The sequence below is a fragment of the Hymenobacter sp. BT730 genome, assembly GCF_030542105.1.
Classification (GTDB): domain Bacteria; phylum Bacteroidota; class Bacteroidia; order Cytophagales; family Hymenobacteraceae; genus Hymenobacter.
The window spans coordinates 405439-431510 of sequence record NZ_JAUOFB010000002.1 but is presented as its reverse complement, the minus strand read 5'-3'; the positions used below and the strand labels follow the sequence as shown (position 1 = coordinate 431510).

Sequence of the window (26072 nt, the reverse complement as noted above, 5' to 3'; positions counted from 1 at the left end):
TCTATAAATATCGGGCGGGTTGAACTAGAAGGGAAAAGGTACTGAATAGGAAGCGGCATGCAAAAGATTGGTTCTCTCCCGCCTACAGCCACTAATAGCAAGCACCCCAATAAACAGGAGCTAGGCAAAAATAAATTAACTATGAATCAAGATAATATCTTGACAATGCAATTTTATATGTATATAATAACATGTTTAGAAACATATTCTCAGCTCTTCTCTTCCTATCAGAGTCATGAAGAATTTTCTTGTCCCCACCAACTTTACCGCCGAAGCGCACCATGCCTTTGAGGTAGCTCTTCAACTGGCTCAGCGGGTAGGCGGCCGCGTGGTGCTGCTTCATAAGCCAGACTTGCCCGGCGGCTCAGGGTTTGTATCCAGCGGCAGTGGCAGCAAGGGCGACGGCATGGACGATGTATTTGCCATCCGCCTGCTGCAGAATATAAAGTACAAGATGCATGAGCTGATGCGCGAAGCCCTGCGCCGTTTCAATAATATTGAGCTGGATGAAGTCATCAGTACCGAAAGCCTGACAACGGCCATTCTGGATACCATCCGCTCCCACAGCATCGACCTGGTAGTCATGGGTACCCAACCGGCCAGCCAGTCCCGTCCCTGGTGGTTAGGCTCTAATACCGAAAAAGTAGTGCAAATGGCTCCCTGCCCGGTGCTCACTGTAAAACACGCTCAGCCCAACTTCGACGTGCAGCACTTAGTAGTGGCCTCTGATTTCTCGGACGAGGCAGACCGTATAGTGCCCCAGCTGCGGGAGCTGCAGGAGCTATTCCCGGAAGCCAAGCTGCACCTGCTGGATGTGGTGGCGCCCGGGCGCAGCCACGAAGCGCCCCTGCAGCGCATCCACTCCTTTGCCAGCCGCCACGAGCTGGATAATTATGAGCCCGATGTGATTGATGCGCCCCGCGTGCGCGAAGGCATCCCCCGCTTTGCCGAGCAGGCCCACGCCGATTTGGTGGTGATGCTCACGCACGGGCACACCGGCCTCAGCCACCTTTGGCATGCCAACACCGCTGAAAACGTGGCCACCCACACCAACGCCCCCGTGCTAACCCTGCGTACTTAAGTTTCTGATAATACAACAGTTATACTCGCTTAAACTGTAAAATCCCCATTCACCAGAAGCATATTCTGTTGAATGGGGATTTTATCTAAAGCCGCTCTTTTAGCAGGGCAGGAAAAGCTTACTTAAACCGGCAGCTGAGGATGGTAATATCATCGGCAAACTGGTTTCCTTTCACGTTGAAATTGCGAATCTCTTCCAGCACTTCGGTGTGCAGCGTGCGCAGAGGCAGGTAGCGGGAACGGCGCAGGAAATCCAGCACACCTTCCTCGCCGTATTCGTCGCCGGCTTTGTTGAATACTTCCGTCAGGCCATCGGTGTAGGTAAGCAGCAGGGCTTTAGGGCGAATGGTGATGCGCGACACTTTCAGGAAGGGCAGCTCATCCATAATGCCCAGCATCGTGGCTCCATCGGCCAAGTACTCCACCGTGTCGTCGTCCTGCAGCAGAATGGGCGAGTTGTGGCCGGCATTTACGTACTGCAGCTCCCGCGTGGTGCGGTTATAGATGCCGAAAAACGCCGTGATAAACTTCTCTGACACGGCATTGCAGTAAATCAGATTGTTCAACTCAGCTACCACCGTGGCCAGTTCCACGCCCTGGCGCAGCAGCGTGCGCAGCCCGGCCTGGAAGTTCGACATCAGCAACGAAGCCGGCACGCCTTTCCCGGATACATCGGCCACGCAAAACAGAAACCGCTCCTCGTCAATGGTGACGACATCGTAATAGTCGCCGCCAATGGCGGTGTGGGGCACGTAGCTGGCATGCACAGCTACTTGGGCATCGTTGGGGAGCTTGCGCGGGAAGAGCATAGTTTGCACCTCCTGGGCAATTTCAATTTCCTTGCGCATGGCGGCAGCTGCTACCCGCTGCCGGGCCAGGCGGCGGTTCTCAATAGCTCCCAGCAGGATGTTGCTCAGGGTTTCCAGAAACTTGGTGGCTTCGCCATCGGCGTAGTCCTCGTGCACGTTGCCGATGAGGATGTAAGCCAGCACCTCGCCATTCTGCAATACCGGAATCAGGGTTTCCAGCAGCTGCCACTCCGGCCCAAGCTGGGCAGCGGCGACAGTACAGGGCTGCAACTGGGTTTGCTCCTGCACCAGGGCAGGCACGGGCAGCTTTTTGAAATCGGGCAGGCCGGCGCCAAAGGAAAGCATGCACTGCCACTCCCCTTCCTCCTGCACATACAGCACCAGACGGCGCACGTTTAATTGACCCAGCAGCGTGAACTGGAAGATTTTATACAGCGCACCCTCCGGCGAGTCCTGGTTGATGGACTGCGTGATTTCCAGTAAGGCGTTCAGTTCCCGCTCCTTCAGAAAGAAGCGTTTTTCGAGCGAAATAAGGCGGGCTGATTCAGGCATGAGAAAGCGGGGTTTTCGGATCGTAGGCGTCGCGCAGGCCGTTGCCGAGCAGGTTAAAGCTAAGCACCAGCAGGCTGATGGCCAGCCCGGGCAGCAAAGTCAGCCAGAGGCCGGCCTGCGTGCCCAGCAGTTGAAAGCCTTCGTTCACCATCAGGCCCCAGGAAGGAGCCGGTGGCTGCACGCCCAGCCCCAGAAAGCTGAGGCCGGCTTCCAGCAGAATGGCTGCCGCAAAGTTACTTGTTGCAATTACAATCAGCGGGCCGGTCATATTGGGGAGCAGGTGGCGCGCAATCAGGCGGCTTTGCGGCAAGCCTAGTACGCGGCCCGCCTCTACAAAGGTTGTGGTGCGCAGGCTCAGCATCTGGCCCCGCACTACGCGGGCCACATCCACCCACATGGTAAGTCCCACGGCCACAAACGATGTCCAGACGCCTTTGCTATCCAGGGCCAGGGAAATGGCAATGACCAGCATAATGCCCGGAATACTCCATACCACCGTCATCAAGCCCAGCAGCAAACTATCTACCCAGCCGCCCACGTAGCCGGCCACAGCCCCAATGAGCATGCCCAGGGCCAGGGAGATAAGCACCGCCACCAGCCCGATACCCAGGGAGATGCGCGTGCCCAGTAGCAGACGGCTTAGCTCGTCGCGGCCGGCTTTGTCGGTGCCCAGCCAATAGGTGCGGTGTACTATGTGGGTTGACTCCACCTCCCGGCGCAGCTCGGCAGCCGGGCCGGAATGCCCCGTTATTTGGGCCAGCGAGTAGCGGCGTGATTTATCCGCCAGGGCGGAATGGTTACGGTAGGGTTCGGTAATAAGTGAATCACCGACAATACGGTAGCTGCCGATGGGCTGCTCAGCATAACGCGGGGCCCGACCCTGCCACCAGGTAAGAAATACGTTATCGGCAGTGACAGAATCCTTAGGGGCGGGCAAGCGCAGAATGGTAGCTTGGAAGCCGGGCGGCTCTTTTTGCAGCTGCACAATGCTGTTGTTGGCCGAAGGCGAATTATCAGGCAGCACCCAGTAACCCAGCACTGCAATGAGTGTGCACAGCGCAATAAAGCCCAGCCCGAACATGGCCGGCTTGTTGCCGAGCAGGCGCTGGCGCACATAGTAGCTTGGCGGCCGCGCAGTAGTAGGTGCAGGAGCGGTAATGACAGCCACCGTTAGCGGGTATTGTGCTGCAGCAGGCCTTCTTTGGAGGCCAGAAAGAAAGCATCCCGGCCAATGGCCCCGAATGAGGTAGGCTCATAGGCCAGCTCGGTATCTGGGTCGGGCCAGTAGCTGCGCACCAGGCCTTTTTCCAGCAGGCTGCGCAGGTGCTGCTCCAGCTCGGCGGTAGAGAGGCCGGTTTTCTGGAGCAGGTCTCGGAAGGAAGTGACGAAGTACAGCTCGTCGAGGATATCGAATTCGGCGTCGGTCAAGGCAGCAGGGGCTGAAGTGAAGTAAGCAAATGTAACGCAGCCGGGGAAGAAGTGCGCGGCCGGACCTGAGTATTTGCCGCGCTACTGCACCTGCCGGCCTTTCCACTGGTATTGCCCGCGCCGGGCGGCCAGGGCTACGGCCAGCGCATACGGCGCATAAAGCAGCTGCAAAGGCAGCAGCCACCACAATAACTCCCCACGGCCAAGTAGCTGCAATACGGGCCGCAGGAATAATATATCAGCCCCCAGTTTCAAGAGCCACCCGCCTGCTACCCAAGGCCATATTGCGGACCATAGTAGCAGCGAAAATAGACCCAGAAAAAGAGCCATATTGGCCAGCAACACCAATACAGCCAGACGTTTAGGTGCGGCCGTCTGGTAATGCGGCCACTTGCTGGCCCAGCGCACCCGCTGCCGCAGCAAACTGCTAATGGTGCCCTGCGCGGCAGTACTGACCGTGGCTTTTGCTTCTTTTAAAAACTGAATGCCGCTGGGGTAGCGCTGTTGCATTTTATGCAGCAGAAACTCATCGTCGCCGCTAGCCAGGTGGGTGTTGCCGGTGAAACCTCCCACGGCCGCGAAGGTGCTGCGCCGGTACCCCAGATTAGCGCCGTTGCACATGGTAGGAGCTTTTTGTCCGATGCAGGCGGCCCCCACCCCTACCAGCCCGGCCATTTCCAGCGCCTGCAATTGCGCTAGCCAGCCGGAGCCCATCAGTCGCACCGGGCCGCTTACAAATTGAGTGGCGGGGTCGGCAGCCGCCAGAGCGTGCAACCACAGCCAGTCGGCAGGCACGCGGCAGTCGGCATCGGTGCAGACTATCCACGGGGCCTGAGCCACGGTCAGGGCGGCTTCCAGCGCAGCCTTTTTTCCGGTGCCTTGCTTCGGATCATCAGCCAAAGGAAGAAGGCGCAGTTTAAAGGGCACCTGCTCTGCGGACTGCCGCACCAAGGAGGCGGTGGCATCGGAGGAATGATCATCAACCACAATTACTTCGAACTGTGCTGCCGGTAGGGTTTGCGCTTCTAGGTCCTGCAGTAAACCCGGCAGGTTTTCCGCTTCGTTGCGGGCAGCAATTAGCACAGAAAGCTTGGGCAGGTCAATATCTAAAACAGAAAAGGCGGAAGGGTTGGGATTGGTCAAGTGAGGTAATGCAGGCAACATCGGAAGCTGTTGCCAGGCCTGCCGGAAGCGTAGCATGGCCACCGCATACAGCAATGGTGGTAAGAGTAGCATCAAGCCCCAAATAACTGTTAGTCCGCTCACGAGGCAGTGTCTTTAATTCCTCTTTTTCCGAAACACTTTCACCCGCAACACAAACAGCAGCCCGGCCGCACTAGGCAAGGCAATATTGATAACCCATAGACTAAGGCTGGCACTCAGCACCGGCAACACCGGCTGTCCCAGCAAACCAAACAAGTGGGTAGCCGACAGTTCCCGCACGCCTACATCCGCTAAGGCATTGAGCGAAGGCACCAAGGATTTCAGCAGCAAAGTACCGGCAATGGCTGACAGCCCCGGCCCTACTTCCGGCCGGGCGCCATATGCCCACAGCAGCAGCATAAACTGTCCGCAAAACACCAGATACCGCAACCCCGATACGGCCAAAACCGAGTGCAACAAACTAGCCGGATAGGTAGGCATAACCGCCAGATACCGCCGGAAGCGCCGCAGGGGCCGCACCAGCGTAAGGGCCGCCAGCAGCAACCGGCTGCGGTACAACGGCACTAGTAAGGCTATATTAATAGCTACAGCCGCGCCTATCACCCCCAACTTGGAAGCAGGATAGCCGGTTAAATAGAACGTAAGCAAAAAGTAGAGCAACCCGGCCGTGCCCGCCAGCATAGTAGCCACCATCTGGCAGTAGCGGCCTAGAAAAACCGCGCCTAGGGCATCCAGCCGGCGGCTTTTTAGCTCGATGATTCTGCCGGCATAGTCGCCCACGCGGTTGGGGGTGACAAAGCCTAGGGTGAGGCCCACTAACACAGCCCGGAAGCTGCGCCGGAAAGAAACCGGCTCCAGATGCCGGGCCAGCCGCCACCATTTCCAGGCTTCCAGCCCCCAGTTGACGGGTACCAGCGCCAGCGCGGCCAGCACCGGCCCGCGACCTGCCCCGGTTAGCGTAGAACTGAGCAGTTGCCGCCAGGCCGCGGCCGTGGCTTCATCGGCAAACACCGAGTGGTACAGCAGCCCCAGCGTGAGCAGCGTGACGAGCAATTTGCCACCTACCACCCATATGCGCCGACGACGCACCAATTCTTCGGGCTTTCGTGCGTAGTTTTGTAGTGGTTCGGGGGGCAAAATGGTGGCGGATTTGGCGTACTCAGCTGGCAAGTTATCCAGCCCTACGCAATAAAGCGCCCGTCCGTCGTGCTTCTTCCCCGGTCCGCTATGATTTTGCCTCTCTCCTCAACTGAATTACTGCCTAAAATTATCATGGGCGTCGACCCCGGCACCCAGATTATGGGCTACGCCGTGATTGAGGTGCGCGGCCAGCACGTGACGGTGCTGCGCTACGATGTCATCGATATGAAGAAGCTGGGCACCAACCACGCCCTCAAGCTCAAGCGCATTTATGAGCGGATGACAGAGCTGATTGAGGAGTTTTTGCCCGATGAGCTGGCCATTGAAGCCCCGTTTTTTGGCGTAAACGTGCAGAGTATGCTCAAGCTGGGCCGGGCGCAAGGCGTAGCCATTGCCGCCTGCCTCTCCCGCCAGATTCCCTATGTGGAGTACGCCCCCACCAAGGTAAAGCAGTCCGTAACCGGCTCCGGCAACGCTACCAAGGAACAGGTAGCCCATATGCTCCGCCAAACGCTGAAGCTGCCGCCTATCGAAGAAGCTCCCAAGTTTCTGGATGCTACCGATGCCCTGGCCGTGGCGCTTTGCCACCACTATCAGAAAGGCAACAACGTGAAAGCCGGTGGTAAAAGCTGGGGCAAGTTTCTGGCGGATAACCCCGGTAAGCTGGCCGCGCCGGTGGCAGGGAAGAAGGCAGTGGCTAGCAGGAAAAAGCCGGCGGCGTAATTACCTAAATTTAAAAGACTAGGCAGTGAAGGATATATGAACAGGCTGTAGTTCAACAAACTCTACCACACAATTCTCGAATCCATTTTTTCTTACAAGCCACAGTTCCCATATCTCATCCTCTACCATAGAATTTATCACAATCGATTCGACTTTATAGTCTAAAAGCAAGCCACTAGCATACTCACACTCATAAAGCTCACTTGCCCTTTTCTTTAGGGTATCAAAATTCGCGGTAATCAGTCTAAATACTTTTTTATGCTTAGGATCTGAATGTTCATTTTTAGCTATCAGTGTCAATAATATTGACCTATCATCCCCAATTGATATATCCTTTTCAAGGTAAAAACCGACCTCTGACTGACTAATTCTTACCTCTCCAAAAGCGGCATCTATTATTGTTTTCCTTGACATTAAAATCAGATAAGTAAAGTCGATTAGCGGCAACTATATGTATCGGGTGTGTGGAGACGCAAGTATGCGTCTCTTTTGAAGTATTCATGTAATTAGAAGGGTGAGACGAATACTTTAGTCTCTACAATTTAAAAATGCTATTCATGCATTTGAAGTAAAGTCTAATCGCTACTACCCTACCTCAATCTCCCCCTTCAGATACGTCAGGGCCTGGCCACTAATCCGCACCCGGTCGCCGTGCAATTCGCACCACAGGTCGCCACCGCGGGCGGACACCTGGCGGGCGTGCAGGGTGGTTTTACCGAGCTTTTCGGCCCAGTAGGGAATGAGTTGGGTGTGGGCTGAGCCGGTAACTGGGTCTTCATCAATGCCCACGCGCGGCCCGAAAAAGCGGGATACAAAATCGACGCTGCCGGTGCCGGGCGCGGTAGCCACCACACCACGGTATTCCACTTTAGCCAAATGCTGAAAATGAGGCTTGAGGGCACGCACTTCGGCTTCGGTAGAGAAAACAGCAATCAGGTCGGCGTTAGGGCTGGCTAATATGTTGAGCGGCGTGGCACGCAGGCCGTCAATCAGACCATCAGGGTGCACGGGCAGCGGATGTGGTGGGTTGCTGGGGAAATTCAGCGTGAGGCGATTATGCTCGCCGCGTGTCACGTGCAGGGCGCCGCTTTTACTGTGGAAGATGATTTCCTCGCCCTTAAAATTGAGGTGGTGTAGCAGCACGTGGGCGGAGGCCAGGGTAGCGTGACCACAAAGCGCTACCTCCACGGCGGGCGTAAACCAGCGAATATCAAACTCATTCTCCTCTCCTGCCCGGGGCACGAAAAAGGCGGTTTCGGCTACGTTATTCTCGGCGGCAATGGCCTGCATCAGCGCATCGGGCAGCCACTCGGTGAGTGGGCAAACACCGGCTGGATTGCCCGTGAAAATTTTATCAGCAAAAGCGTCGATTTGATACAGCGGGAGAAGCATAGCTTGCGGGATGAATGTGCTGGCGAAGTAGCCGATAGTTCGGCAGAAAACAAATTGTATTTAGCCAATTGGGTTGAAGGAGCGGCAGCCTAAAAATATATTTTCAGCTCACGCAACCGGGGCTGGCACCTGCCGGTCATGGGTGTAGAACGCTAGCGTACGACATTTCTATAGATTCTATTTTACCTGCCTATGGCTGAATCAATAAATGCACTGGTTGAAGGTTGTCGACGAAATCAACCAGCTGCGCAACGGGCGCTTTATGAGCGTCTGGGCTATCAGTTAATGGGTGTTTGCATGCGCTACTGCTCTTCTAGGGCTGAGGCCGAGGATGCCCTGCAGGTAACGTTTGTAAAAATATTTACTCGGCTGGAGCAATTCCGGGGCCAGGGGCCTTTTGAGGCTTGGGCGCGGCGCATTGCCGTTACCACCTCCCTAAATGCTTATCAGCAACAGCGGCAGCATGTAGCGCTGGAAGCGGAAGAAGTGACCATACTGGCTCATCCGGATGGCACCCCCTTCGACCAGCTCTCGGCTGAAGATATCATCCGACTAATGCATCAGTTGCCGCTGGGTTACCGCACGGTGCTGAATCTATACGCTATTGAAGGCTATAGCCACGCCGAAATCAGCGACCTGCTAGGTATCTCGGAAGGAACCAGCAAGTCGCAATTGTCACGAGCCCGCCGCTTGCTTGAAGAACGGATGCTTGTTCCAACCAACTCTTCTCACTAACATGACTGACCACGAATCGGAACAATTCTACAACGACCTACGCCAAAAATTGGAAAATTTTGGCGGCCCCGTTCCTGAGTCCGTATGGTCCGGGATTCAGGAAAAAATGCCTGTTGCGAATCGCAAACGGCGGATTTGGCCTTTGTTACTGCTGTTGCTGCTCTGTAGTAATTACTTCATTTATTTAGGCTTAGGCCCCTCTTCCCCTCTGCGCCAGAAATTGCTTGGTCAGAAGACGCAGCAGTCAGAGGTTGCTGGTTCCTCCACCGCGCGCAACGCCACGGCTGGTAATCAGCCCCTAGCTACTGTAGCAGGTGGTGGTAACAGTGGTAACCTGAAAGCCACGGAGCAAGATGCTCTTACTTCAAACTCTGGCACGGGGGGACCGGATGCTTCCTCTTCGGGCACTATGGTAACAGGTTCGGGCAACGTTCCTACTGTTGGGACGGAAGCTTCGCGGACCTCGATTTTGCCGCTGGTAAATCCGCGCAGCAAGGATACTCCTGAAAACCCGGCTGAAGCAGAAGCAGCTAAGCAAAGGGAAGTTGAAACCCGCCGCGCCAAGGTTTTATTCGGTTCCCTGGCAGCCGGAGCTGGCAAGCGTAATAAAAAGGTCCAAAGCGGCCAACTGGCTGAGGGAAGTCAAACCAGGATTTCGTCCCGCTCCGGATCAAAAGCTTTCCGGCGGCGCGGCCCAGCTGGCTCTGAGCGTGTTGGCGCTACTTCCACGACACGTACTGGCAATGAAACCGCGCGGGATTATGCGTCTTCCTCAAACTCCTCTACTACTTCGACAGAGAAACGCCGGGGTCGGGCGGCCAAGCAAGCCAAGTTAACTTATGAGCCCCTTGCGCTCCGCCCGGTTATTGTATCCGAGTTGGAGGTTGAAGAGCCGGAAGTGAATAAAAAGCGTCGTCCGCGCACTAAGCGTACCCGCATCAACCGCACGCTTCAAAAAATGGGCGTAGAATTGGTAGCTGGCACGGGAGTTTCATACCGTAAGATGGGCGGCATCACCACGCAGCTGCAGAGTCTGGAAAAGCCCGGAGTGAGCTATTCTGGCCATTTAGGAGTGACCTACGCACTCAACAAGCGCCTGTCGGTGATGGCCGGGGCCGGGTATGCGGAATTTGCTACCTCCCTGAATTATCAGCTAAAGAAAACTGCTCAGGATGCAGCTACGAAAGTCTCCTTCCGTGATGTGCACCGGTATTTCTCGGTGCCCGTGCAGATGCAATATCAGATTTTGGGTAACCACCGCTGGAACATTGGCACCATGGGTGGCGCTACAGTAAGCCTGCGGAGCAGTTCCCGCACTACGGAAGGCAACGCCTGCGCCTGCACCCAGCGCGACTGGGAACCGGGGGTAGCCTCCCCTTACCGCGCCACCAACCTCCTGCTAACGGCAGGGGCCTTCGCCAATTACCAGATGGCCGTAGGCCAATGGTTCACCCTTCGGCCGCAGGCGCAGTATTTCCTGAACTCTATTACTGACCCAGCTCAAAATCAGGCTGCCCGCCACCCCTGGAATCTGGGGGTAGAAGTAGGCGTGATGTGGGACCTGGCTCCCCGCAAGAAATAATTGATGTTCATCTCCTCCTTATTATCCTTTCCCATGCAGCGCACCCTTAAGTGGCTTTCTGCCCTCCATATACTCGTTTTCTCCCTTACGGGCTGTGAGCTTAGCCCTGATGTGGTTATCTGCAAGGATGGTACCCCTCCTGTGGTAGGCACGCCGGCTACCATTCAGGAAATACCGGCGAAGCTGGGTCCGCCCATGCAGCTGTTTACTTATGATCCTACCCGGGAAAACACCTTCACCAGTACCCAGGGCACAGCAATTCTCATTCCGGCTAATGCTTTCGTGCAGGAAAATGGCCAACCCGTTACCACCCCGGTGCATCTGGAAATGCGGGAGGTGTTTAACAAGGCCGATATGGTGCTGGCTGCAATGCCTACCATCAGCAACGGGCGCATTCTGGAGTCGGCGGGAGAACTGTACTTATCTCCCCAGGAAAAAGTAAAATGGGCGGAGGGCAAGACCATTGAAATGACGACTACCGTTCCACCGTCAATTGCCAGTATGGCCGGTATGCAGCTGTTTTCGGGCGCATCTAACCCCGGAGTAGGATGTTTTAACTGGGATGTGGTGCTGGATCCGGGTTCAGCCCTGACCGTTACGGGGCAAAAAGCAAAAGTAACCATCAGCAGTACCCTGCTCAACACGGGTGCTAGCTGGATCAACCTGGACCGGTTTCTGCCCGACGCCCCCAAGGATACGATTGTAGCCAACATTCCCGGCGACACTGTGGACGTAGTTAAAAACACCATGGCCTTTGCCCTGATCCGGGACATGAACAGCGTAATTCGTTTATGCGACTCCTCGGAGCCAGGGACTTTGCAAACGCCGGGCATTCCCCTAGGCACCGCGGTTAGTGTGGTAGTAATCCGTACGCTGAACAGCAAGATGTACTTTGGACGGACCAATACGATTGTGGATGGCAAAAAGTACCTAACCCCTAACATTCTGGAAATAACCCCAGAGGCTTTGATAGACTCACTTAAGCTGTTGAAGTAAGTACAGCGCGTATAAAAAAGCCCGCTTCCAGAATCCGGAAGCGGGCTTTTTCTTGTAATAAACTCAGGGATTAAACTGATTTGGGCAGGGTGGCTTCATTATCAGCTTTGGCCTTGCCGTTTTTGCTCTGCTCCGTGCCTTTTCCGGCTCCTTGCGTTTGTGGGGTTTGCTCCGGCAGCTCTTTGCTAATATGCTCTTCCGGTACCTCTTCCGCGTATTTTGCAGCTTTGGTCCCGTAGATATGGTCCAGGTCCTTGATCATGTCCTCATCCACTTGCAGGTCTTTCAGCAGGCCTTCGCGGATGTCATATACCAAGCCGTGCAGACGGAGGGCGTTGCCGCTTTTCAGGGCGTTCTGGATGATGTTGGTTTTGGCCAGGTTACGCACCTGCTCAATAACGTTGAGCTCTACCAGGCGGCGTAGACGCTCCTCATCGTCTTTAATGCGCAGGAACTCGGTTTCGTGTACCCGGATTACGTCGCGGATGTTGGTGAGCCAGTTGTCAATCAGGCCGTACTGCTTGTCGGAAGCAGCTGCGGCTACACCGCCGCAACCGTAGTGGCCCACTACCATAATATCCTGCACGCCCAACACTTCCACGGCGTACTGCAGCACGGATAGCAGGTTGAAATCGGTGTGCACTACCATGTTGGCAATGTTGCGGTGCACAAACATTTCGCCGGGGCCAGTGCCGGTGATGGCCGAGGCTGGCACCCGCGAGTCGGAGCAGCCGATGAACAGATAGCGGGGCTGCTGGCCGAGGGCTAGCTTTTCAAAGTATTGGGGGTCGGAGGTGCGCTTCTGCTCCACCCACTTGCGGTTATTTTCCAGAATTGGCTCGATACCTTTCATATGCAATAGTACTCGAAAAGGGTTGATGAAATACCAGACAAAGGGCTGTTTTAGTGGCCTACTGGGCTTACCTGCGGAATATCCCGCAGCTCCAGGTCAATGTGTCGTTCCAGAGCATTTACGCGGAAGTTCTCAATAGCTTCCAGCACATCGTAGTCAATTACCTCAGAGTCAGAGCCATCAATAATGACGCGGGCCCCGGGCTTGAAGCGGTCCAGCAGCTGCACGATGCTGGCTTTATTTAAAAAGGATACGTGCTCACTCAGTTTTAGATGGAACGTACCTGGCTCGCGGGAAGGCTCGTGGTGGAAAAAGTACGCCGACTGGTAGTTGGCCTTCAGAATGAAGAATACGGCTACCACCAAACCAATGCTCACGCCTTTCAGCAAATCACTGAACATAATGGCTATTACGGTAATAATGAAGGGGAGGAACTGTTCCCAGCCCAGTTTGTACTGCATGCGGTACAGGGCAGGCTTGGTGAGCTTAAAACCCACCAGCAGCAGCACAGCCGCCAGCGCCGACAAGGGAATCAGGTTCAGCACGGGGGCCAGAAACAGCACGCTCAGGAGCAGTAGGGTGCCGTGGATGAAGGCCGACATTTTGCTTTGACCGCCGGCATTAATGTTAGCCGAGCTACGCACGATAACGGCCGTCATGGGCAGGCCACCCAGCAGAGCAGCTACTATATTACCTACGCCCTGGGCCTTGAGCTCCCGGTTCTGGGGAGTATGACGCTTATGTGGGTCCAGCTTATCAACGGCTTCTACACTCAGCAGGGTTTCCAACGAGGCCACTATGGCAATGGTGAAGGCTACGCCATAAGTAGCAGGCCGCATCAGGGCGCTCCAATCGGGAAAGGTAAGCAAGCCGCCCAGGTCGCTTATCGACGATACCACGGGCAGTTTCACCATATGCTCGGGCTGTACCTGCAAGGTGGGGGCAATGCTGCCCAGCAACAGATTCAGGCCAATAGAACCCGCTACTACCAGCAGCGCAGCCGGCACCATTTTTACTGCCTTGATGCGCTGCATGGGCTTGCTTTCCCATAACAGCAGCACCAGCATCGAAATGCTGCCTATTAGAATGGCACCAGGGCTCAGCGCACCCATAGCGGCTCTAATCGAGGAAAACGTGTTCTGGCCGTTTAGCTGAAAGAAGTTGGTGTCTTCGAAGTAATCGGTGTCGGCGCCTAAGAAGTGCGGTATCTGCTTCAGAATCAGAATAAGACCAATAGCCGCCAGCATACCCCGGATGACGGACGAGGGGAAGTACATGCCAATTATGCCGGCTTTAACATAGCCCATAATTAACTGCAGAACCCCGGCTACGACGACAGCTGCCAGAAACGCTTCGAAAGTGCCCAGGGTCTGAATAGCCGTGAGCACAATAACCGTGAGGCCGGCTGCCGGGCCACTCACGCTCAGGTGGGAGCCGCTGAGCCAGGATACTAACATCCCCCCTACTACGCCGGTAATTATGCCCGCCAGAAGGGGCGCGCCAGAGGCCAGGGAAATACCCAGGCACAGGGGCAGCGCTACCAGAAATACCACCAGGCCGGCGGGGGCATCGTTGCCCAGGGTGCTTAGGTAACTCCCGGGCTCGGTACTAACCGGAGTTGGGTCTAACTTCACTCTTTCTGCTGTCTTACTCATGGCTTTCTACGCTTGATAACAAAGGAACCGGAACGGGTGGCCCAAATACAATGCAAGAGTAGAGCAGCGCAGTTAAGGGAGCGTTAAAAGGGAATTAAATTGTGATTAAAATACCCCTGGCTTAAGCAAAAGGCAATATTAGCCATACCTGGGTGCCGTGGCCCAGCTGGCTTTCTACCTGAACCCGCCCACCATGCAGCTCCATAATTTTGGAAGTGAGCGGCAGGCCAATACCATGGCCCGGCACATTGCGCACAGCCTCGGCCCGGAAGAAAGGCACAAATACCTGCTGCCGGTCAGTTTCGCTCATGCCCATTCCCTGGTCGCGCACTTCCAGACTTACGTGGCCGGGCGGTGCTGTCAACGAGGCCACAATAGGCTGATTCTGGCCCGCCGAGAATTTGCAGGCATTTTCCAGCACATTTAGTACCGCTACCAGCAGTAGTGCCTCATTGCCATGCACGGAAAATGGCCCGGTACGGCCATCGGGCAGGGATTCCCCAAATTCCAGATCGATGCGGCAGGTGGGGTGGCGGCGCTGCATTTCCTCGTGCGCCAGGAGTAACAACTCGTCGAAGCGCACGTGGGTACGGGAAATCTGGGAGGGGTCGTCGGAGGCGCGGGCTATCTGCAGCAGCCCATTGGTGAGGTCTTTCAGCAAACGGGCCGCATCCAGCGTGCTGCGCAATACCCGGCGGTACTCATCGGGTGTACGCTCCTGCTGCAGCAGCGCCACTTCCAGTTCGCCAATGATGGCCGTAAGCGGAGTGCGCAGCTCATGGGAAGCATCGCGCACGAAAGTGCGCTGGCCGGCGAAGGCCGTTTCCAGCCGGTCGAGCAAACGGTTGAAGCGTTGCGCCAAGTGAGATACTTCATCCTGCCCATCGGACATCGAAAGGCGCTGGTGCAGGTCGGAGGCCGTAATACTATCCACCTCCCGCACAATACGCTGCATAGGGCGCAGAGCCTGTCCGGCAAAAAACAACCCCCCAATCCCCACCACTACCAACGATACCAGCAGCCCGCTGAGCAGAATAACCCGCAGGGTTTCCAGCTCCTGGCGGCTATCGGCATCCACGGAGGAGGCCACTACCACAAACGTGCGCTGCTGGCGCGCATCGTGGTAGCGCAGCCCTACGGTTTGGCGGTATGCCTTCTCGCGGCGCACCACTCTGCCCTGCGCCAGTACCTGCTGCAGCAACGCTGCCGATACTGGCTGATATACTCCGGCACCTTCCCGGAACACCACGCGCGGGCCATCATAAACGCGCACCTGCTCTTCGGGCAGGGTGCGGTAAAACTGCCGCAGGTAGCGCCGGTAAGAGGCCCGGCTGGCTTCATCGGCCCGGTTGGCGCCATCGGCATACACGTGGCCTACTACCAGGGCCCGGTCAAAGAGGTTATCAGTAAAAGCCTCGCGCCTCGCCCGAAACGTGAAAAAGTATATTACCACTGAAAACAGCAGCAGCGTAATGGCCAGAATAGCGCCAAACTGCAGCGCCAGCCGAGTGCGAATGGTCATATGGGAGTTGCCGGCGCCAGTTAGGGGTTGTCAGCTTTACTGGTTTATTTTCCAGGTCGTAGCGCTATGCCTGATCTAATTACAGGGAATTCTCATGCCCGCTAGTAGCACTTATTCTTCCTTCATGACGTAGCCCATGCCTACCAGGGTATGTATGAGTTTGGGTGAGAAGTCCTTATCAAGTTTCTTGCGCAGGAAGTTGATATACACATCAATGACGTTGGAGCCAGTATCGAAGGAGGTTTCCCAGACCTGCTCCAGAATATCGACGCGGGAAACCACGCGGCCCTGGTTGCGCAGCAGAAAATGCAGCAGGGCAAATTCGCGGGCCGTTAGCTGAATAAGCTGGCCCGCACGGGTTACCATTTTGCGGGTGGGGTCCAGGGTTAAGTCGGCCAGCCGCAGCACGGCCTCTGAGGCGGGGCCTTCGTGCCCCCGGCGCGTGAGTGCCCGGATGCGCGCCAGCAGCTCCTGAAAAGCAAAGGGCTTCACCAGATAATCATCGGCTCCGGCATCCAGGCCGCGGATTTTATCATCGGTTTCGCCTAAGGCCGTGAGCATTAGAATGGGCACGCGGGTATTCTCGGCCCGAATGCGCCGGCACACGTCCAGCCCGTTCAGGCCGGGCAGCATCTGATCCAGAATAATCAGGTCGTATTGCCCATCAAAGGCCTGGTGCAGGCCCTGCAGCCCGTCCATAGCTACCTCTACGGTATGGGTTTGCTCACTGAGGCCTTTATAAAGAAAGGCCGCCACTTTGGGCTCATCTTCTACCAGCAGGATCTTCATACTTCAATGTTAGGGGGCCAAAATACGCGGTTTGGGCGCAGCACTTCCACCAGGCCCACGCCCGGGAAGCAGGCCAGGAAATAGCCGAACTATATTGTCATTATTCAATACAAATTATTGTAAGAATAATTTAAATAATTCTTGACTTTATGAATGCAATCCTATAGGTTTAAAGAATTATTCAATCGTTCGATTTTTGATCAACTTCTAAAAAATTAGTCTTCTATTCTTCTTTTCCTCTGAGTACCTGTCCTGATTTTTCACTTGTCCGCCACCGTCGTCATGCGCTTTTTTTCACCTTCTATCCGGTATTTTGTGTTGTTGATGAGTGTGGTTTTCTCGAGTTGTGTGAGTCAGAAAGAGCTTCCTTACCTACAGGATACTCAGTACTCCACCTCCACGCCGGTATCGGCGGAAAATACCAGGCCTACCTATCGGGTGCAGCCCAATGATATCATGTCTATTCAAGTGCAGAGCACGCAGTCTGTACTTAGCTCCATTTTCAACCCTACCAACGTCAACGCCTTTCTGAGTGCTGACCCTGGTAATATGTACCTGACGGGTTATTCCGTGAGTGAGCAGGGCTTCATCAACCTGCCCACCATTGGGCCCCTAAAGGTGGAGGGACTCACTGTGCTGGAAGTACAAAGCCTGGTGCAGAAGGAAGTAAGCCGCTACGTGAAGGATGCCAACGTGCTGGTGAAAATATCCAGCTTCAAGGTGACTATTCTGGGAGATGTGCGCAACCCCGGGCGATACTACATTTATAATGGGCAGGCCACAGTGCTGGAAGCCCTGGGTCTGGCCGGCGACCTGAACCGCCTGGCAAACCGCAAGAACGTGAAGCTGATCCGGCAGACGCCTGCGGGCTCGGAAGTGGTACTGCTGAATCTCACGGACCCCAACCTGCTTAAGTCGCGGTACTACTACATGCTCCCGAACGATGCGCTTTACGTGGAGCCGCTGAAGGTGCAGAATGAGCGCGCCAACCTGGCCAATCTGGGTTTGGTGTTCTCCGGCATTACCACCTTAGCCCTATTACTTAACTATCTGAATGTAAACCTTTAATAAAAGGCAAGCTCTCTACCTCCCCACTTCTTTATTTTTTATTGCCCATGGACCCACAAGCAGCTTCCGACGGAATTGACCTCCATCAGCTATTATTTCGGATACGCACCCGGTGGCCTCTGGTAGTGGGGTGCCTACTCGTGGCTTTTGCATGTGCCTTTCTCTATCTACAGGTGAAGGCACCAGTATATGATTTTAAGGCCACCATGATGCTCGGCTCGCAGTCCAGCGGCTCCAAGCAGGCCCAGGAGCTCTTGAAGCTTCTGGAAATCAAGGACAAAAGCGTGAAGATGGAGGATGAAATAGGCATGGTTACTTCGGTAACCATGGTGAAGCAGGCCATGGAGCGCTTGCCCCATTTCACCACCGCCTATTACGTGGTGCCGGACACGTGGGTGAATGCCGCCTTCCCCCTCAAGAAGCGCGAACAGGCCATGGAGATGTCGCCCTTTCGGGTAACTCCTACCCCCAATGTTCCCCAGCTAACGGGGGTTCCCATTCGTATCGACATCCTCCCCGATGGACGCTACCATGTGCAGGCAGATGCCGACAAGGGCGAGTTGAAGAATCTGCAGACCGGCGCGCTTATCCGCCCCGTCACGAATGTTCATATTAATGAAACCATACACCCGGGCACGGAGCTGAAACATCCACTGCTCACGCTGCGCATTGACCGGAATGAGGGCATTGCCACCGAAGGCAATGCGCAGTACTTTGTGAAGCTAGTAGATAAAATGACCCTGGTAGGACAGCATCTGGGGCGGCTGAAAGTACGCGCCACTGATCAGGAGTCGCACATTATTGAATTGATGGCTAGTGGCCCCGTCCCGAAGCAGCAGGAGCAGTTTCTGGATACCCTGATGAGCGTGATGCTGGCCAACGAGGTGCAGGACAAAAACCGGGTAGGCCAGCGTACCCTTGATTTCCTGGACGGGGAAATTGCCAAAATGGCCGCCTCCCGGCAGCAGTCGGCGCAGGACCTTAGCACCTTCCGCACCAACCGCGGCGTGGTGAACGTGGATGCGCAATCGTCTAACCGCGTCTCGCAGTTGACTAACCTGCAGTTGGAGCGCGCCCGCGTGGCCACGCAGCGCAAGTACTACCAGAACATGCTTAGTTATCTGCGCAACAACCGAAGCCTCACGCAGGTAGTGTCGCCGGCCAGCATGGGTATTTCTGATCCGGTGCTCAATAACATGGTGCTGCAGTTGGCGGACCTCAGCTCTCAGAAAGCGGCCCTGGGCGTGAATGCCAGCAACGACAACCCGATGGTAACGGTGCTGGATGAGCGGATGAAAACTACCCGCGAAGCACTGAACCAGATCCTGACTAACCTGCTTCATACCAGCGACATTGGCCTGAAAGATCTGGATACACAGGTAAACCAGGTGCGCGGCGACCTGAACCGCCTGCCTGAGGATGAGCGGCGCCTGGCCATACTGCAAAGCAAGTCTGACTTCAACGACAAGAACTACAACTTCCTGCTGGAGAAGCGCACGGAAGCTGCCATTGCCCTGGCGACCAACTCTACGGACAAGAAAATTGTGGACCATGCCGTCATGCAGGGTTCCGGACCTTCGTCTCCCAAGCCCCTGTTTGTAGGGCTGATTGCGCTGCTTTCCGGCCTGATTATTCCCATTGGCCTGCTGCTGGTAACCCAGAAGGTGAACCGGCGCATTCAGGGCAAGGAAGACCTGGCCCGCGTAACGGATATTCCCCTGCTGGGCGTGGTGGCGCACGCCACCAATGCCGAAAAGCATCAGATGGTGCACGAGCCGAAAGGACTGGTGGCTGAGTCGTTCCGCTCAATCCGCGTGAACCTGCAGTACCTGTCGGGTGGGCTTGAGAAAAAGGTGATTGGGGTAACTTCCTCCGTACCCGGTGAGGGCAAGAGCTTCTGCGCCGTGAACCTGGCGGCCGAACTGGCCCATTCCGGGCGGCGCGTGATTCTGGTGGAAACTGACCTGCGCCAGCCGACTATGGCCTCCTACTTTAAGTTGCCCGCCTCCGACAAGGGCCTGGCCACTTACCTCGGCGGCCTGACCACCTTCGAAGACAGCGTACGGCCTTCCGGCGTAGAGCGGCTGGACGTCATGACTTGCGGTCTGGTACCACCCAATGCCACCGAGCTACTGGAAACCCCACGCATGGCCGAGCTGCTGGAACGCCTGCGCGCCGAGTACGACTACATTGTGCTGGATACCCCGCCGGTGGGCTACGTGGCGGAATACTTTGTGCTGATGCGCTTCCTGGACGCCAACATTTACGTGGTGCGCCAGAACTACACCGACCTCGCACTGCTCAGCCAGATTAATGATCTGCACCTGGAGAAGAAAATTAAAAACGTGTTCCTGGTTATCAACGACGTGCACTTTGCCAAAACCTACGAGTACCGGCACCGCACCAAATCCTATAGCTACGGGTATTCTCACTAATTAAACCCGGGTCTCGGGCATCCTTACGCGTCTATCCTCTTTCCCATGCCAGCCCCGCTCACTACCACGCCACCAACGGCCACGGCAGCCCCCGGCAGCCTTACGGGAGCAGCTATTCAGGGTATGAAGTGGACTACTATGGCTACGCTGGCTACCTCGGTTCTGCAGGTGGGCTACACGGCCATTATGGCCCGCCTGCTTACTCCGGCTGATTTCGGGCTGGTGGCTCTGGCAGCTATTTTTATGCGGTTTGGCGGCTACTTTGCCCAAATGGGGATGGAGCAGGCCCTTATTCAGAAAGCAACCCTGACCCCTGCCGATATACGGGCGGCCTTTACATCGGCCGTGGGGCTGGGCTTGTTCTTTGCTGGTTTGCTCTGGCTTCTGGCCCCGTTGGGTGCTCGGGCCTTCTCGCAGCCGGCTGTGGTTCCTATTATTCATGCTATGGCTGTGGGACTGGTCCTGATGGGCATTTATGCTACCTCAGTGAGCCTGCTGCGCCGCCAGATGCGCTTCCGGACGCTGGCCCTTATGGAGGTCAGCACTTTTCTGATCTGTTATGGCGGGGTGGGTATTACCATGGCCTGGCGGGGCTACGGCGCGTGGAGCCTGGTAGGCACACAGCTAAGCCAGAGTATGCTACTGCTGCTGCTGGGCTATGCCGTAACGCGTCATCCTATTAAGCCTTTGTTTAGCTGGCAGGTGTACCGACCGCTGGTGCAGTATGGGGGCTGGTCTTCGGTAGCCAGCTTCTGCGAGTACATGACCGGCGAGCTGGATAAAATGGCCATCAGCCGCCTGTGGGGCGGCGCGGCGCTGGGCCTCTACAGCCGCGCCGCTATGCTCATTGCCCTGCCGGCCTATACGCTCACGGCCAGCGTGACCCGGGTAGCGCTTCCCTCCTTCAGCCAGGTGCAGCACGACCGGCCCCGCCTGCGCGGGGCCTACTTGCGCAGCCTGGTTCTGACGGGGGTACTCATTATGCCCATCTGCCTGGGAGCCGCCGTGGCCGCCCCCGAGTTGGTGCGCGTCATGCTGGGCCCGCAATGGATGGATGCCGTGCCTATTTTCCGCGTCATATGCCTGCTTTACAGCCTGAGTACCATGAACATGTTTGCTGTAACCGTGTGCGATGCTACCGCCAACCTGCCTCGCAAGCTGGTTCTTACGCTTACGCATGCGGCGGCCATGCTGGCGCTGTTTGTGCTGCTGCGTGGGTTTGGGCTGGTGGGCATAGCCCTGGCGGTGCTGCTAGGCGAGGTGCTGCGCACGGCCTTTTATTTGGTTCTGATGCGGCGGATACTGCAGGTGGAGCTTAGCGCATTAGCCCGGTGCTATGTACCAGCCCTAATACTCAGTGGCGGCGTAGCCGCCACTATTGCCCTGGTAGCCACCACACTGCGGGCTGCCTTCGTGCCACTCCCGCTGGTATTTGTAGCAGAAATGCTGACCGGCATCATCAGTCTCCCCTGCCTCATTCTGCTATTGCCGCTGCCGGCTTTGCAGGCCGAGGTGGTTCATCTGCTTAGCCACCTGAATACCCGGGCGCTGCCGGTGGTGGGCCCGGCCTTGCTGTGGCTGCAAAGGCAGCTGCAACCTTCTACTTTATCCGCATAAACCTGCTGGCTTCTGCTATAGCTTGTCGGCAGCTTTTTCTATTCCAATGTCTGTATTATCTACTGCCTTTCCTCCGCTCACAGCAACTTCTCAGCCGGCCCGGGTGGCCGAGCCGGGGAAGCCTGTGCATCGCCCCAGGCTGAAGGTGCTCTGGCTGGCGCAATATCCTTACCCCAGCGCGGGCATGGGCCACCCGGCCCCGTGGGTGGCAGCTCTGGCGGCCAGCCTGCGCCGGCAACCGGAAATAGAGCTGACCATTCTGGACTGGCATCCCGGCCTTAGCAAGCCTATTGATGAATTTGATAAAGACGGGATTCACTTTATTTACCTGAGAGCCCCATCTTTCCGGCAAGATCTTCTTACGCTTTATGCGCAGCGCGTGCATTCGGCCCGCAAATACCTGCGTCAGCATCATCATGCTTATGATGTGCTGCACCTGCATGGCTCCGAATGGCAGCTACCGGCGGTGGTTCCCGGGCTGGAGCGGCCCGTAGTGCTCTCGGTACAAGGGGTGATAACAGAATATCTGCGCTACCTGCCCGAAAACTGGTCGAGGCTCCGTCTTTCCTGGAAAATAGGCGAGTTTTATGAGCGCCGCTACCTGCCCGCAGTGCACGAGTTTATCTGCCGCACATCCTGGGATAAAGCCCTGATGGCCAGGCTAAGCCCCGGTGCCCGCATCCATCACAACTGGGAAATGATGCGCCCGGAGTTTTATGAGCCGGAAGCGCAGCCTGCCGCTGAGCCCCGACCACAGGTGTTATTTACCGGAGGCAATCAGTTGATGAAAGGCTTTAAGGAAGTGGTGGCTGCCTTTTCGATTATCCGGCAGCAAAGTCCGCTTAAACTGGTTATGGCGGGTCGAGTAACGTTGGCGGAAGTAAATCAGGAAGCCCGCAAGCTGGGACTGACGCCTTTTTCGGCCGATGAAGTGGAGTGCGTGGGGTTCTGCAATGCCCGGCAGTTAGCTGCCCTCATGCGGGAGTCTTTTTGCCTGCTACATCCCTCCTACATCGACAACAGTCCCAACACGGTTTGCGAAGCCCAGCTAGTGGGCCTGCCCGTGGTAGCCAGCCAGGTAGGCGGCGTACCCGATTTAATTGAAACCGAGTCAACGGGTTTACTAAGTGACCTGAACCCCGCCAGTCTGGCGGTTCAGGTGCTCCGACTATACCATAGCCCTGAACTGGCCGCTACGCTGCGGCGGGAAAGCCGGCAGGTGGCCGCCATCCGGCACGACAGGGAAACCATTGTGCAGCGCACCATGGCTATTTATCACACGCTTTGCTGACCTCTGCTGCTATGAAAATCAAATTTGGTATTCCCCGCGGTCTGTACCTGTTTGGCGTTCTGTTCATGAGCAGAATCTATACAGAATTCTTCGTCGCGTGGGAAGGCGACCCGCTGCTGCGGTACTATGCTTTTGCCCTGCTGGGCATTACGGTATGGGTAACGATGCGCAATCTGCGCTACCTCACCGGGGCCATGGGCTGGTGGTTTGGCCTCACAGTGCTTAGCCTGGTATTGCTGGCCTTTGAGTCATATGGAGGCTGGGGACGCTGGTTTGTGTACCTGCACGTGTTCAGTAAGCTCACCGATTTCCTGCTGGTCTTTGGCGTGTATGCTTATTATCAGCGCTGGGGCCTGCCCGACTTAAAGCTGCTGATTGGCAGCATTCCGCCAATACTTTTCCTGAACCTGGTCATTTTCCACCCGGAGACCTTCACTATGGAAGGCTTCCTGAAACAGGAGCGGGGTGTTTCGTCAGCTTCGGCGTTTCTACTCATTCTGCCCTTGCTGTATTACCTGAATGTCTATTTCAAGAAGGGCTCCATGCTCTATTTAATAGCCTTTTTCAGCACGCTGGCGCTCATCGTTTTTCTGCAGCACCGCACGGTTTGGGTTACTACCGGCATTGTGCTAGCCATTGACCTGCTACTGCTGATGCGCACGGTCTCTGTGCGCCCGACGTTAAAACGGGTGGTGCCCATGCTGGTACTGCCGGTGCTGGCCGTGTCTTTGGGCGGCCTGGCTATTGTGCTCAATAACGAAGCGGTACAGAAGAAATTCGAACAAAACATAGCGGACATTCGCAACCCCGAGAAGCAAGGCACGGGCAACTTTCGGCTAAATCAGTTTGAAGCGTACGTCCCTTTTCTGCAGGAGTACCCCATAGCCGGTATGCGGCTGAAGGGCTTTGAACTGCCGATTCAGTTTTATCACCGCAATACCGGAGAGGCGGTATGGGCAAACGGCACCGGTCACCACTTTCACAGCTTTTACGTGGACCGGCTTTTCTACTTTGGCTTGCTGGGCCTGCTGCTGGCTGTTGCTCCCCCTATTTACCTGGTACTAAAACGACTGCGCCAACCAGCCCCTATGACTCTGGAGGCTGTTACGCTGGTGGCCTATGTGTGCGGAGGGCTGGTGTACGGGGTTTCCTACAACTGGCCCGATTACTACCTGGGGCTGCTGGGCCTAGCCCTGTCGGCGGCTACGGTAGCTGATACCGCTCCGGCCCCGGTGCCGGCTCTTTCTCGTCCTGTTACCCGCCAACCCAAAGCTGACCATGCCTCCATCCCCAGTGTCCTGCTCCACAGCTGATCGGGAGACGGCCGTTCTGTTCGTCATCTTTAACCGCCCCGAGCTTACCCGGCAGTCCTTCGAGGCTATTCGGGCAGCACGGCCCGCCCGCCTGTACGTGGCCGCCGACGGCCCCCGCGCCAGCCGCCCTCACGAGGCCGGGCTGTGCGCGCAAACCCGCGCCGTGGTAACCGATGGCATCGACTGGCCTTGCCAACTCCAGACCTTGTTTCAGCCCACCAATCTGGGGTGCAGCCGGGGTGTATCTACTGGCATCAACTGGTTTTTTGAGCAGGAGCCCGAAGGCATTATTCTGGAAGATGACTGTGTAGCCGGGCCTGACTTTTTTCCTTTTTGCCAGGAACTGCTGTCCCGCTACCGCCACGACACACGCGTGATGCACATAGGCGGCAATAACTTATTCCAGGAAGCCCATCGGCATTCAGCCTCTTCTGATTCTTACTACTTCTCCAGCCAGGTGCATTCCTGGGGCTGGGCTACGTGGCGGCGCGCCTGGCAGCTGTATGACTTTGAGTATGCCCTACTACCCGAGCTGCGCCGCCGCGGGCTATTTCGTACCATGTATCCATCGGTGCTGCAGCGGTATTACTGGCTGCAGAAATTTGAAGGGATGCGCCGCGAAGCGTACCCCCCCCATACCTGGGATTATCAGTGGCACTTCACCGTAGCGGCCAACTCCGGGCTGGCCATAATTCCGGCGGTGAACCTGGTTCAGAACATTGGCCTGGGTCCCGATGCCACGCACACCGTCAGTGGTTCGCACCACCTGGCCGGGCACACGCGCTACCGGCTCTCGTTTCCGCTGCAGCACCCCACCCCTGTGCTCGGTGACTACGCCCGCGACCAGCGCCAGTTCCGTCGGTTTCTGGCCGGCCGGTTTCTGGCCCGTCTAAAGCGGCTGCTGATGGTGCCTGAAAAGTGGCGGCCACGCCAGTTGTCACCTTCCGAAACGGCGCCGGCCTCCGGTTACTCAGTGCCGGCCACTTAACCGCTCCGCCTCATTTGCCCGCCTTTCCCACTGCTCATTATTGCTGCCCACCGTAGTTCCTCTCTCCTATGCTCTACGTTATTATTCCGGTATTCAACCGCTGGGCGTTTACGCAGGCTTGTTTAATTTCTTTGCGGCAGCAAACCGAGCAGCACTTCCGCGTGATTGTGGTAGATGATGGCTCTACTGACGGCACCGCCAACGCGCTGGCCCGGGAATTTCCGGAGGTGGAAGTGCTGCGCGGCAACGGGGAGCTGTTCTGGACCGCGGGCGTCAACATGGGCATCCGGCAGGCCTTGGCGCACGGCGCTACCCACGTGCTTACCCTCAACAACGACGTGGTGGTGATGCCCGACTTCCTGGAGAAGATGATGCTCTGGGCCCGCCGACAGCCCCGCGCTGTGCTGGGAGCTTTAGAGTTGGATGCCAACACCCAGCAGCCAATTTATGGGGGTGAGCGGTTTAGCTGGCTCACGCACCGCAGCGCCTTTCTGCTGCAGCAGCTGCCAGCCGAGGAGCACCAGGGCCTGCACCCGGTTACCTACCTCCCGGGCCGGGGCCTGCTGATTCCTGCCGAAGTGCTGCGCACCATTGGCTTGTTTGATGAGCGCCGCCTGCCCCACTACCTCGCCGACTACGACTACACCAGCGTGGCGCGTAGGCGCGGCTTTCCGGTATACGTCAACTACGATGCGCGCCTGCTGACCTACCCCGAGGAAAGCGGCCAGCAGCAAACCCGCCGCAAGCGCACCGTGCGCGGCTACTATCAGCATCTGTTCGGCATCCGGGGGGGCGGCAACCTGCGCAACTTCACCTATTTCGCCTGCAAAAACTGCCCGCTCCTGTTGCTGCCGCTGTTTCTGCTGATTGGCTATGTCCGTCGACTGGGCGGGTATTTCCTGCCCCATAAGCTGGCTTAGGGCGCCCCACCTTCTCTCTC

The 26072-nt window shown here is 56.5% G+C and carries 23 protein-coding genes; 12 read left to right on the top strand and 11 right to left on the bottom strand.

Annotation, left to right across the window (positions count from 1 at the left end; translation table 11 throughout):
- Positions 1-235: 235 nt before the first annotated feature.
- Positions 236-1081: a universal stress protein gene (locus Q4G72_RS08725; protein ID WP_303311035.1), complete on the top strand. Its 846-nt coding sequence runs from the start codon at positions 236-238 to the stop codon at positions 1079-1081.
- 118 nt (positions 1082-1199) lie between these two features.
- Here Q4G72_RS08725 and Q4G72_RS08720 read toward each other — a convergent pair whose 3' ends face one another.
- The 5 genes from Q4G72_RS08720 to Q4G72_RS08700 form a co-directional block, all read right to left on the bottom strand.
- Entirely contained in the window at positions 1200-2441 is a 1242-nt protein-coding gene (locus Q4G72_RS08720; protein WP_303311034.1) for a PP2C family protein-serine/threonine phosphatase, read from the bottom strand.
- Complete coding sequence (locus tag Q4G72_RS08715) at positions 2434-3609, bottom strand: ABC transporter permease (RefSeq protein ID WP_303311033.1); 1176 nt, start codon at positions 3607-3609, stop codon at positions 2434-2436. The genes Q4G72_RS08720 and Q4G72_RS08715 overlap by 8 nt, the downstream gene beginning before the upstream one ends.
- A gap of 2 nt (positions 3610-3611) precedes the next feature.
- Positions 3612-3869 (bottom strand): helix-turn-helix domain-containing protein, encoded by a 258-nt coding sequence (locus Q4G72_RS08710; protein ID WP_303311032.1) that lies wholly within the window; start codon positions 3867-3869, stop codon positions 3612-3614.
- Between the two features lie 81 nt (positions 3870-3950).
- On the bottom strand, positions 3951-5105 hold the full coding sequence (locus Q4G72_RS08705; protein ID WP_303311242.1) for a glycosyltransferase: 1155 nt from the start codon (positions 5103-5105) through the stop codon (positions 3951-3953).
- A 42-nt stretch (positions 5106-5147) separates the two neighbouring features.
- The gene (locus Q4G72_RS08700; protein ID WP_303311031.1) at positions 5148-6170 is read right to left on the bottom strand and encodes a lysylphosphatidylglycerol synthase transmembrane domain-containing protein; all 1023 of its coding nucleotides are present in this window, start codon (positions 6168-6170) and stop codon (positions 5148-5150) included.
- Between the two features lie 90 nt (positions 6171-6260).
- Here Q4G72_RS08700 and ruvC point away from each other — a divergent pair, with 90 nt between their 5' ends.
- Positions 6261-6896 carry a crossover junction endodeoxyribonuclease RuvC gene (gene ruvC, locus Q4G72_RS08695; protein WP_303311030.1) on the top strand — a complete coding sequence of 212 codons (636 nt, stop codon included), beginning with the start codon at positions 6261-6263 and terminating at the stop codon, positions 6894-6896.
- Between the two features lie 18 nt (positions 6897-6914).
- Here the strand turns inward: ruvC and Q4G72_RS08690 are convergent, their stop codons facing one another.
- Entirely contained in the window at positions 6915-7310 is a 396-nt protein-coding gene (locus tag Q4G72_RS08690) for a hypothetical protein (protein ID WP_303311029.1), read from the bottom strand.
- 171 nt (positions 7311-7481) lie between these two features.
- On the bottom strand, positions 7482-8288 hold the full coding sequence (locus tag Q4G72_RS08685; protein WP_303311028.1) for a PhzF family phenazine biosynthesis protein: 807 nt from the start codon (positions 8286-8288) through the stop codon (positions 7482-7484).
- Positions 8289-8480: 192 nt separating this feature from the next.
- On the opposite strand from Q4G72_RS08685, the gene Q4G72_RS08680 reads away from it, so the two are divergent.
- The 3 genes from Q4G72_RS08680 (at position 8481) to Q4G72_RS08670 (ending at position 11601) form a co-directional block, all read left to right on the top strand.
- Positions 8481-9023: an RNA polymerase sigma factor gene (locus Q4G72_RS08680; protein ID WP_303311027.1), complete on the top strand. Its 543-nt coding sequence runs from the start codon at positions 8481-8483 to the stop codon at positions 9021-9023.
- A gap of 220 nt (positions 9024-9243) precedes the next feature.
- A complete protein-coding gene (locus Q4G72_RS08675) occupies positions 9244-10605 on the top strand; it encodes a hypothetical protein (RefSeq protein ID WP_303311026.1) in 1362 nt (453 codons plus the stop codon).
- 33 nt (positions 10606-10638) lie between these two features.
- Positions 10639-11601, top strand: coding sequence for a hypothetical protein (locus tag Q4G72_RS08670; RefSeq protein ID WP_303311025.1), 963 nt, complete (start codon positions 10639-10641; stop codon positions 11599-11601).
- Positions 11602-11671: 70 nt separating this feature from the next.
- On the opposite strand, the gene Q4G72_RS08665 is transcribed toward Q4G72_RS08670, so the two are convergent.
- The 4 genes from Q4G72_RS08665 to Q4G72_RS08650 form a co-directional block, all read right to left on the bottom strand.
- Positions 11672-12454 carry a carbonic anhydrase gene (locus Q4G72_RS08665; RefSeq protein WP_303311024.1) on the bottom strand — a complete coding sequence of 261 codons (783 nt, stop codon included), beginning with the start codon at positions 12452-12454 and terminating at the stop codon, positions 11672-11674.
- Positions 12455-12504: 50 nt separating this feature from the next.
- Complete coding sequence (locus tag Q4G72_RS08660; protein WP_303311023.1) at positions 12505-14109, bottom strand: SulP family inorganic anion transporter; 1605 nt, start codon at positions 14107-14109, stop codon at positions 12505-12507.
- A 121-nt stretch (positions 14110-14230) separates the two neighbouring features.
- Positions 14231-15631, bottom strand: coding sequence for a HAMP domain-containing sensor histidine kinase (locus Q4G72_RS08655; RefSeq protein WP_303311022.1), 1401 nt, complete (start codon positions 15629-15631; stop codon positions 14231-14233).
- A gap of 111 nt (positions 15632-15742) precedes the next feature.
- Complete coding sequence (locus Q4G72_RS08650) at positions 15743-16420, bottom strand: response regulator (RefSeq protein WP_303311021.1); 678 nt, start codon at positions 16418-16420, stop codon at positions 15743-15745.
- Positions 16421-16702: 282 nt separating this feature from the next.
- Between Q4G72_RS08650 and Q4G72_RS08645 the strand changes: the two genes are divergently transcribed.
- The 7 genes from Q4G72_RS08645 (at position 16703) to Q4G72_RS08615 (ending at position 26052) form a co-directional block, all read left to right on the top strand.
- Positions 16703-17488 (top strand): polysaccharide biosynthesis/export family protein, encoded by a 786-nt coding sequence (locus Q4G72_RS08645; protein WP_303311020.1) that lies wholly within the window; start codon positions 16703-16705, stop codon positions 17486-17488.
- 47 nt (positions 17489-17535) lie between these two features.
- Complete coding sequence (locus Q4G72_RS08640) at positions 17536-19923, top strand: polysaccharide biosynthesis tyrosine autokinase (RefSeq protein ID WP_303311019.1); 2388 nt, start codon at positions 17536-17538, stop codon at positions 19921-19923.
- A gap of 45 nt (positions 19924-19968) precedes the next feature.
- The gene (locus Q4G72_RS08635; protein WP_303311018.1) at positions 19969-21540 is read left to right on the top strand and encodes a lipopolysaccharide biosynthesis protein; all 1572 of its coding nucleotides are present in this window, start codon (positions 19969-19971) and stop codon (positions 21538-21540) included.
- A 46-nt stretch (positions 21541-21586) separates the two neighbouring features.
- A complete protein-coding gene (locus Q4G72_RS08630) occupies positions 21587-22831 on the top strand; it encodes a glycosyltransferase family 4 protein (RefSeq protein ID WP_303311017.1) in 1245 nt (414 codons plus the stop codon).
- An 11-nt stretch (positions 22832-22842) separates the two neighbouring features.
- Positions 22843-24144 (top strand): O-antigen ligase family protein, encoded by a 1302-nt coding sequence (locus Q4G72_RS08625; RefSeq protein ID WP_303311016.1) that lies wholly within the window; start codon positions 22843-22845, stop codon positions 24142-24144.
- On the top strand, positions 24110-25132 hold the full coding sequence (locus tag Q4G72_RS08620; protein ID WP_303311015.1) for a glycosyltransferase family 2 protein: 1023 nt from the start codon (positions 24110-24112) through the stop codon (positions 25130-25132). Before Q4G72_RS08625 ends, Q4G72_RS08620 begins: the two co-directional genes overlap by 35 nt.
- A gap of 68 nt (positions 25133-25200) precedes the next feature.
- Positions 25201-26052 carry a glycosyltransferase family 2 protein gene (locus Q4G72_RS08615; RefSeq protein ID WP_303311014.1) on the top strand — a complete coding sequence of 284 codons (852 nt, stop codon included), beginning with the start codon at positions 25201-25203 and terminating at the stop codon, positions 26050-26052.
- Positions 26053-26072: the final 20 nt, after the last annotated feature.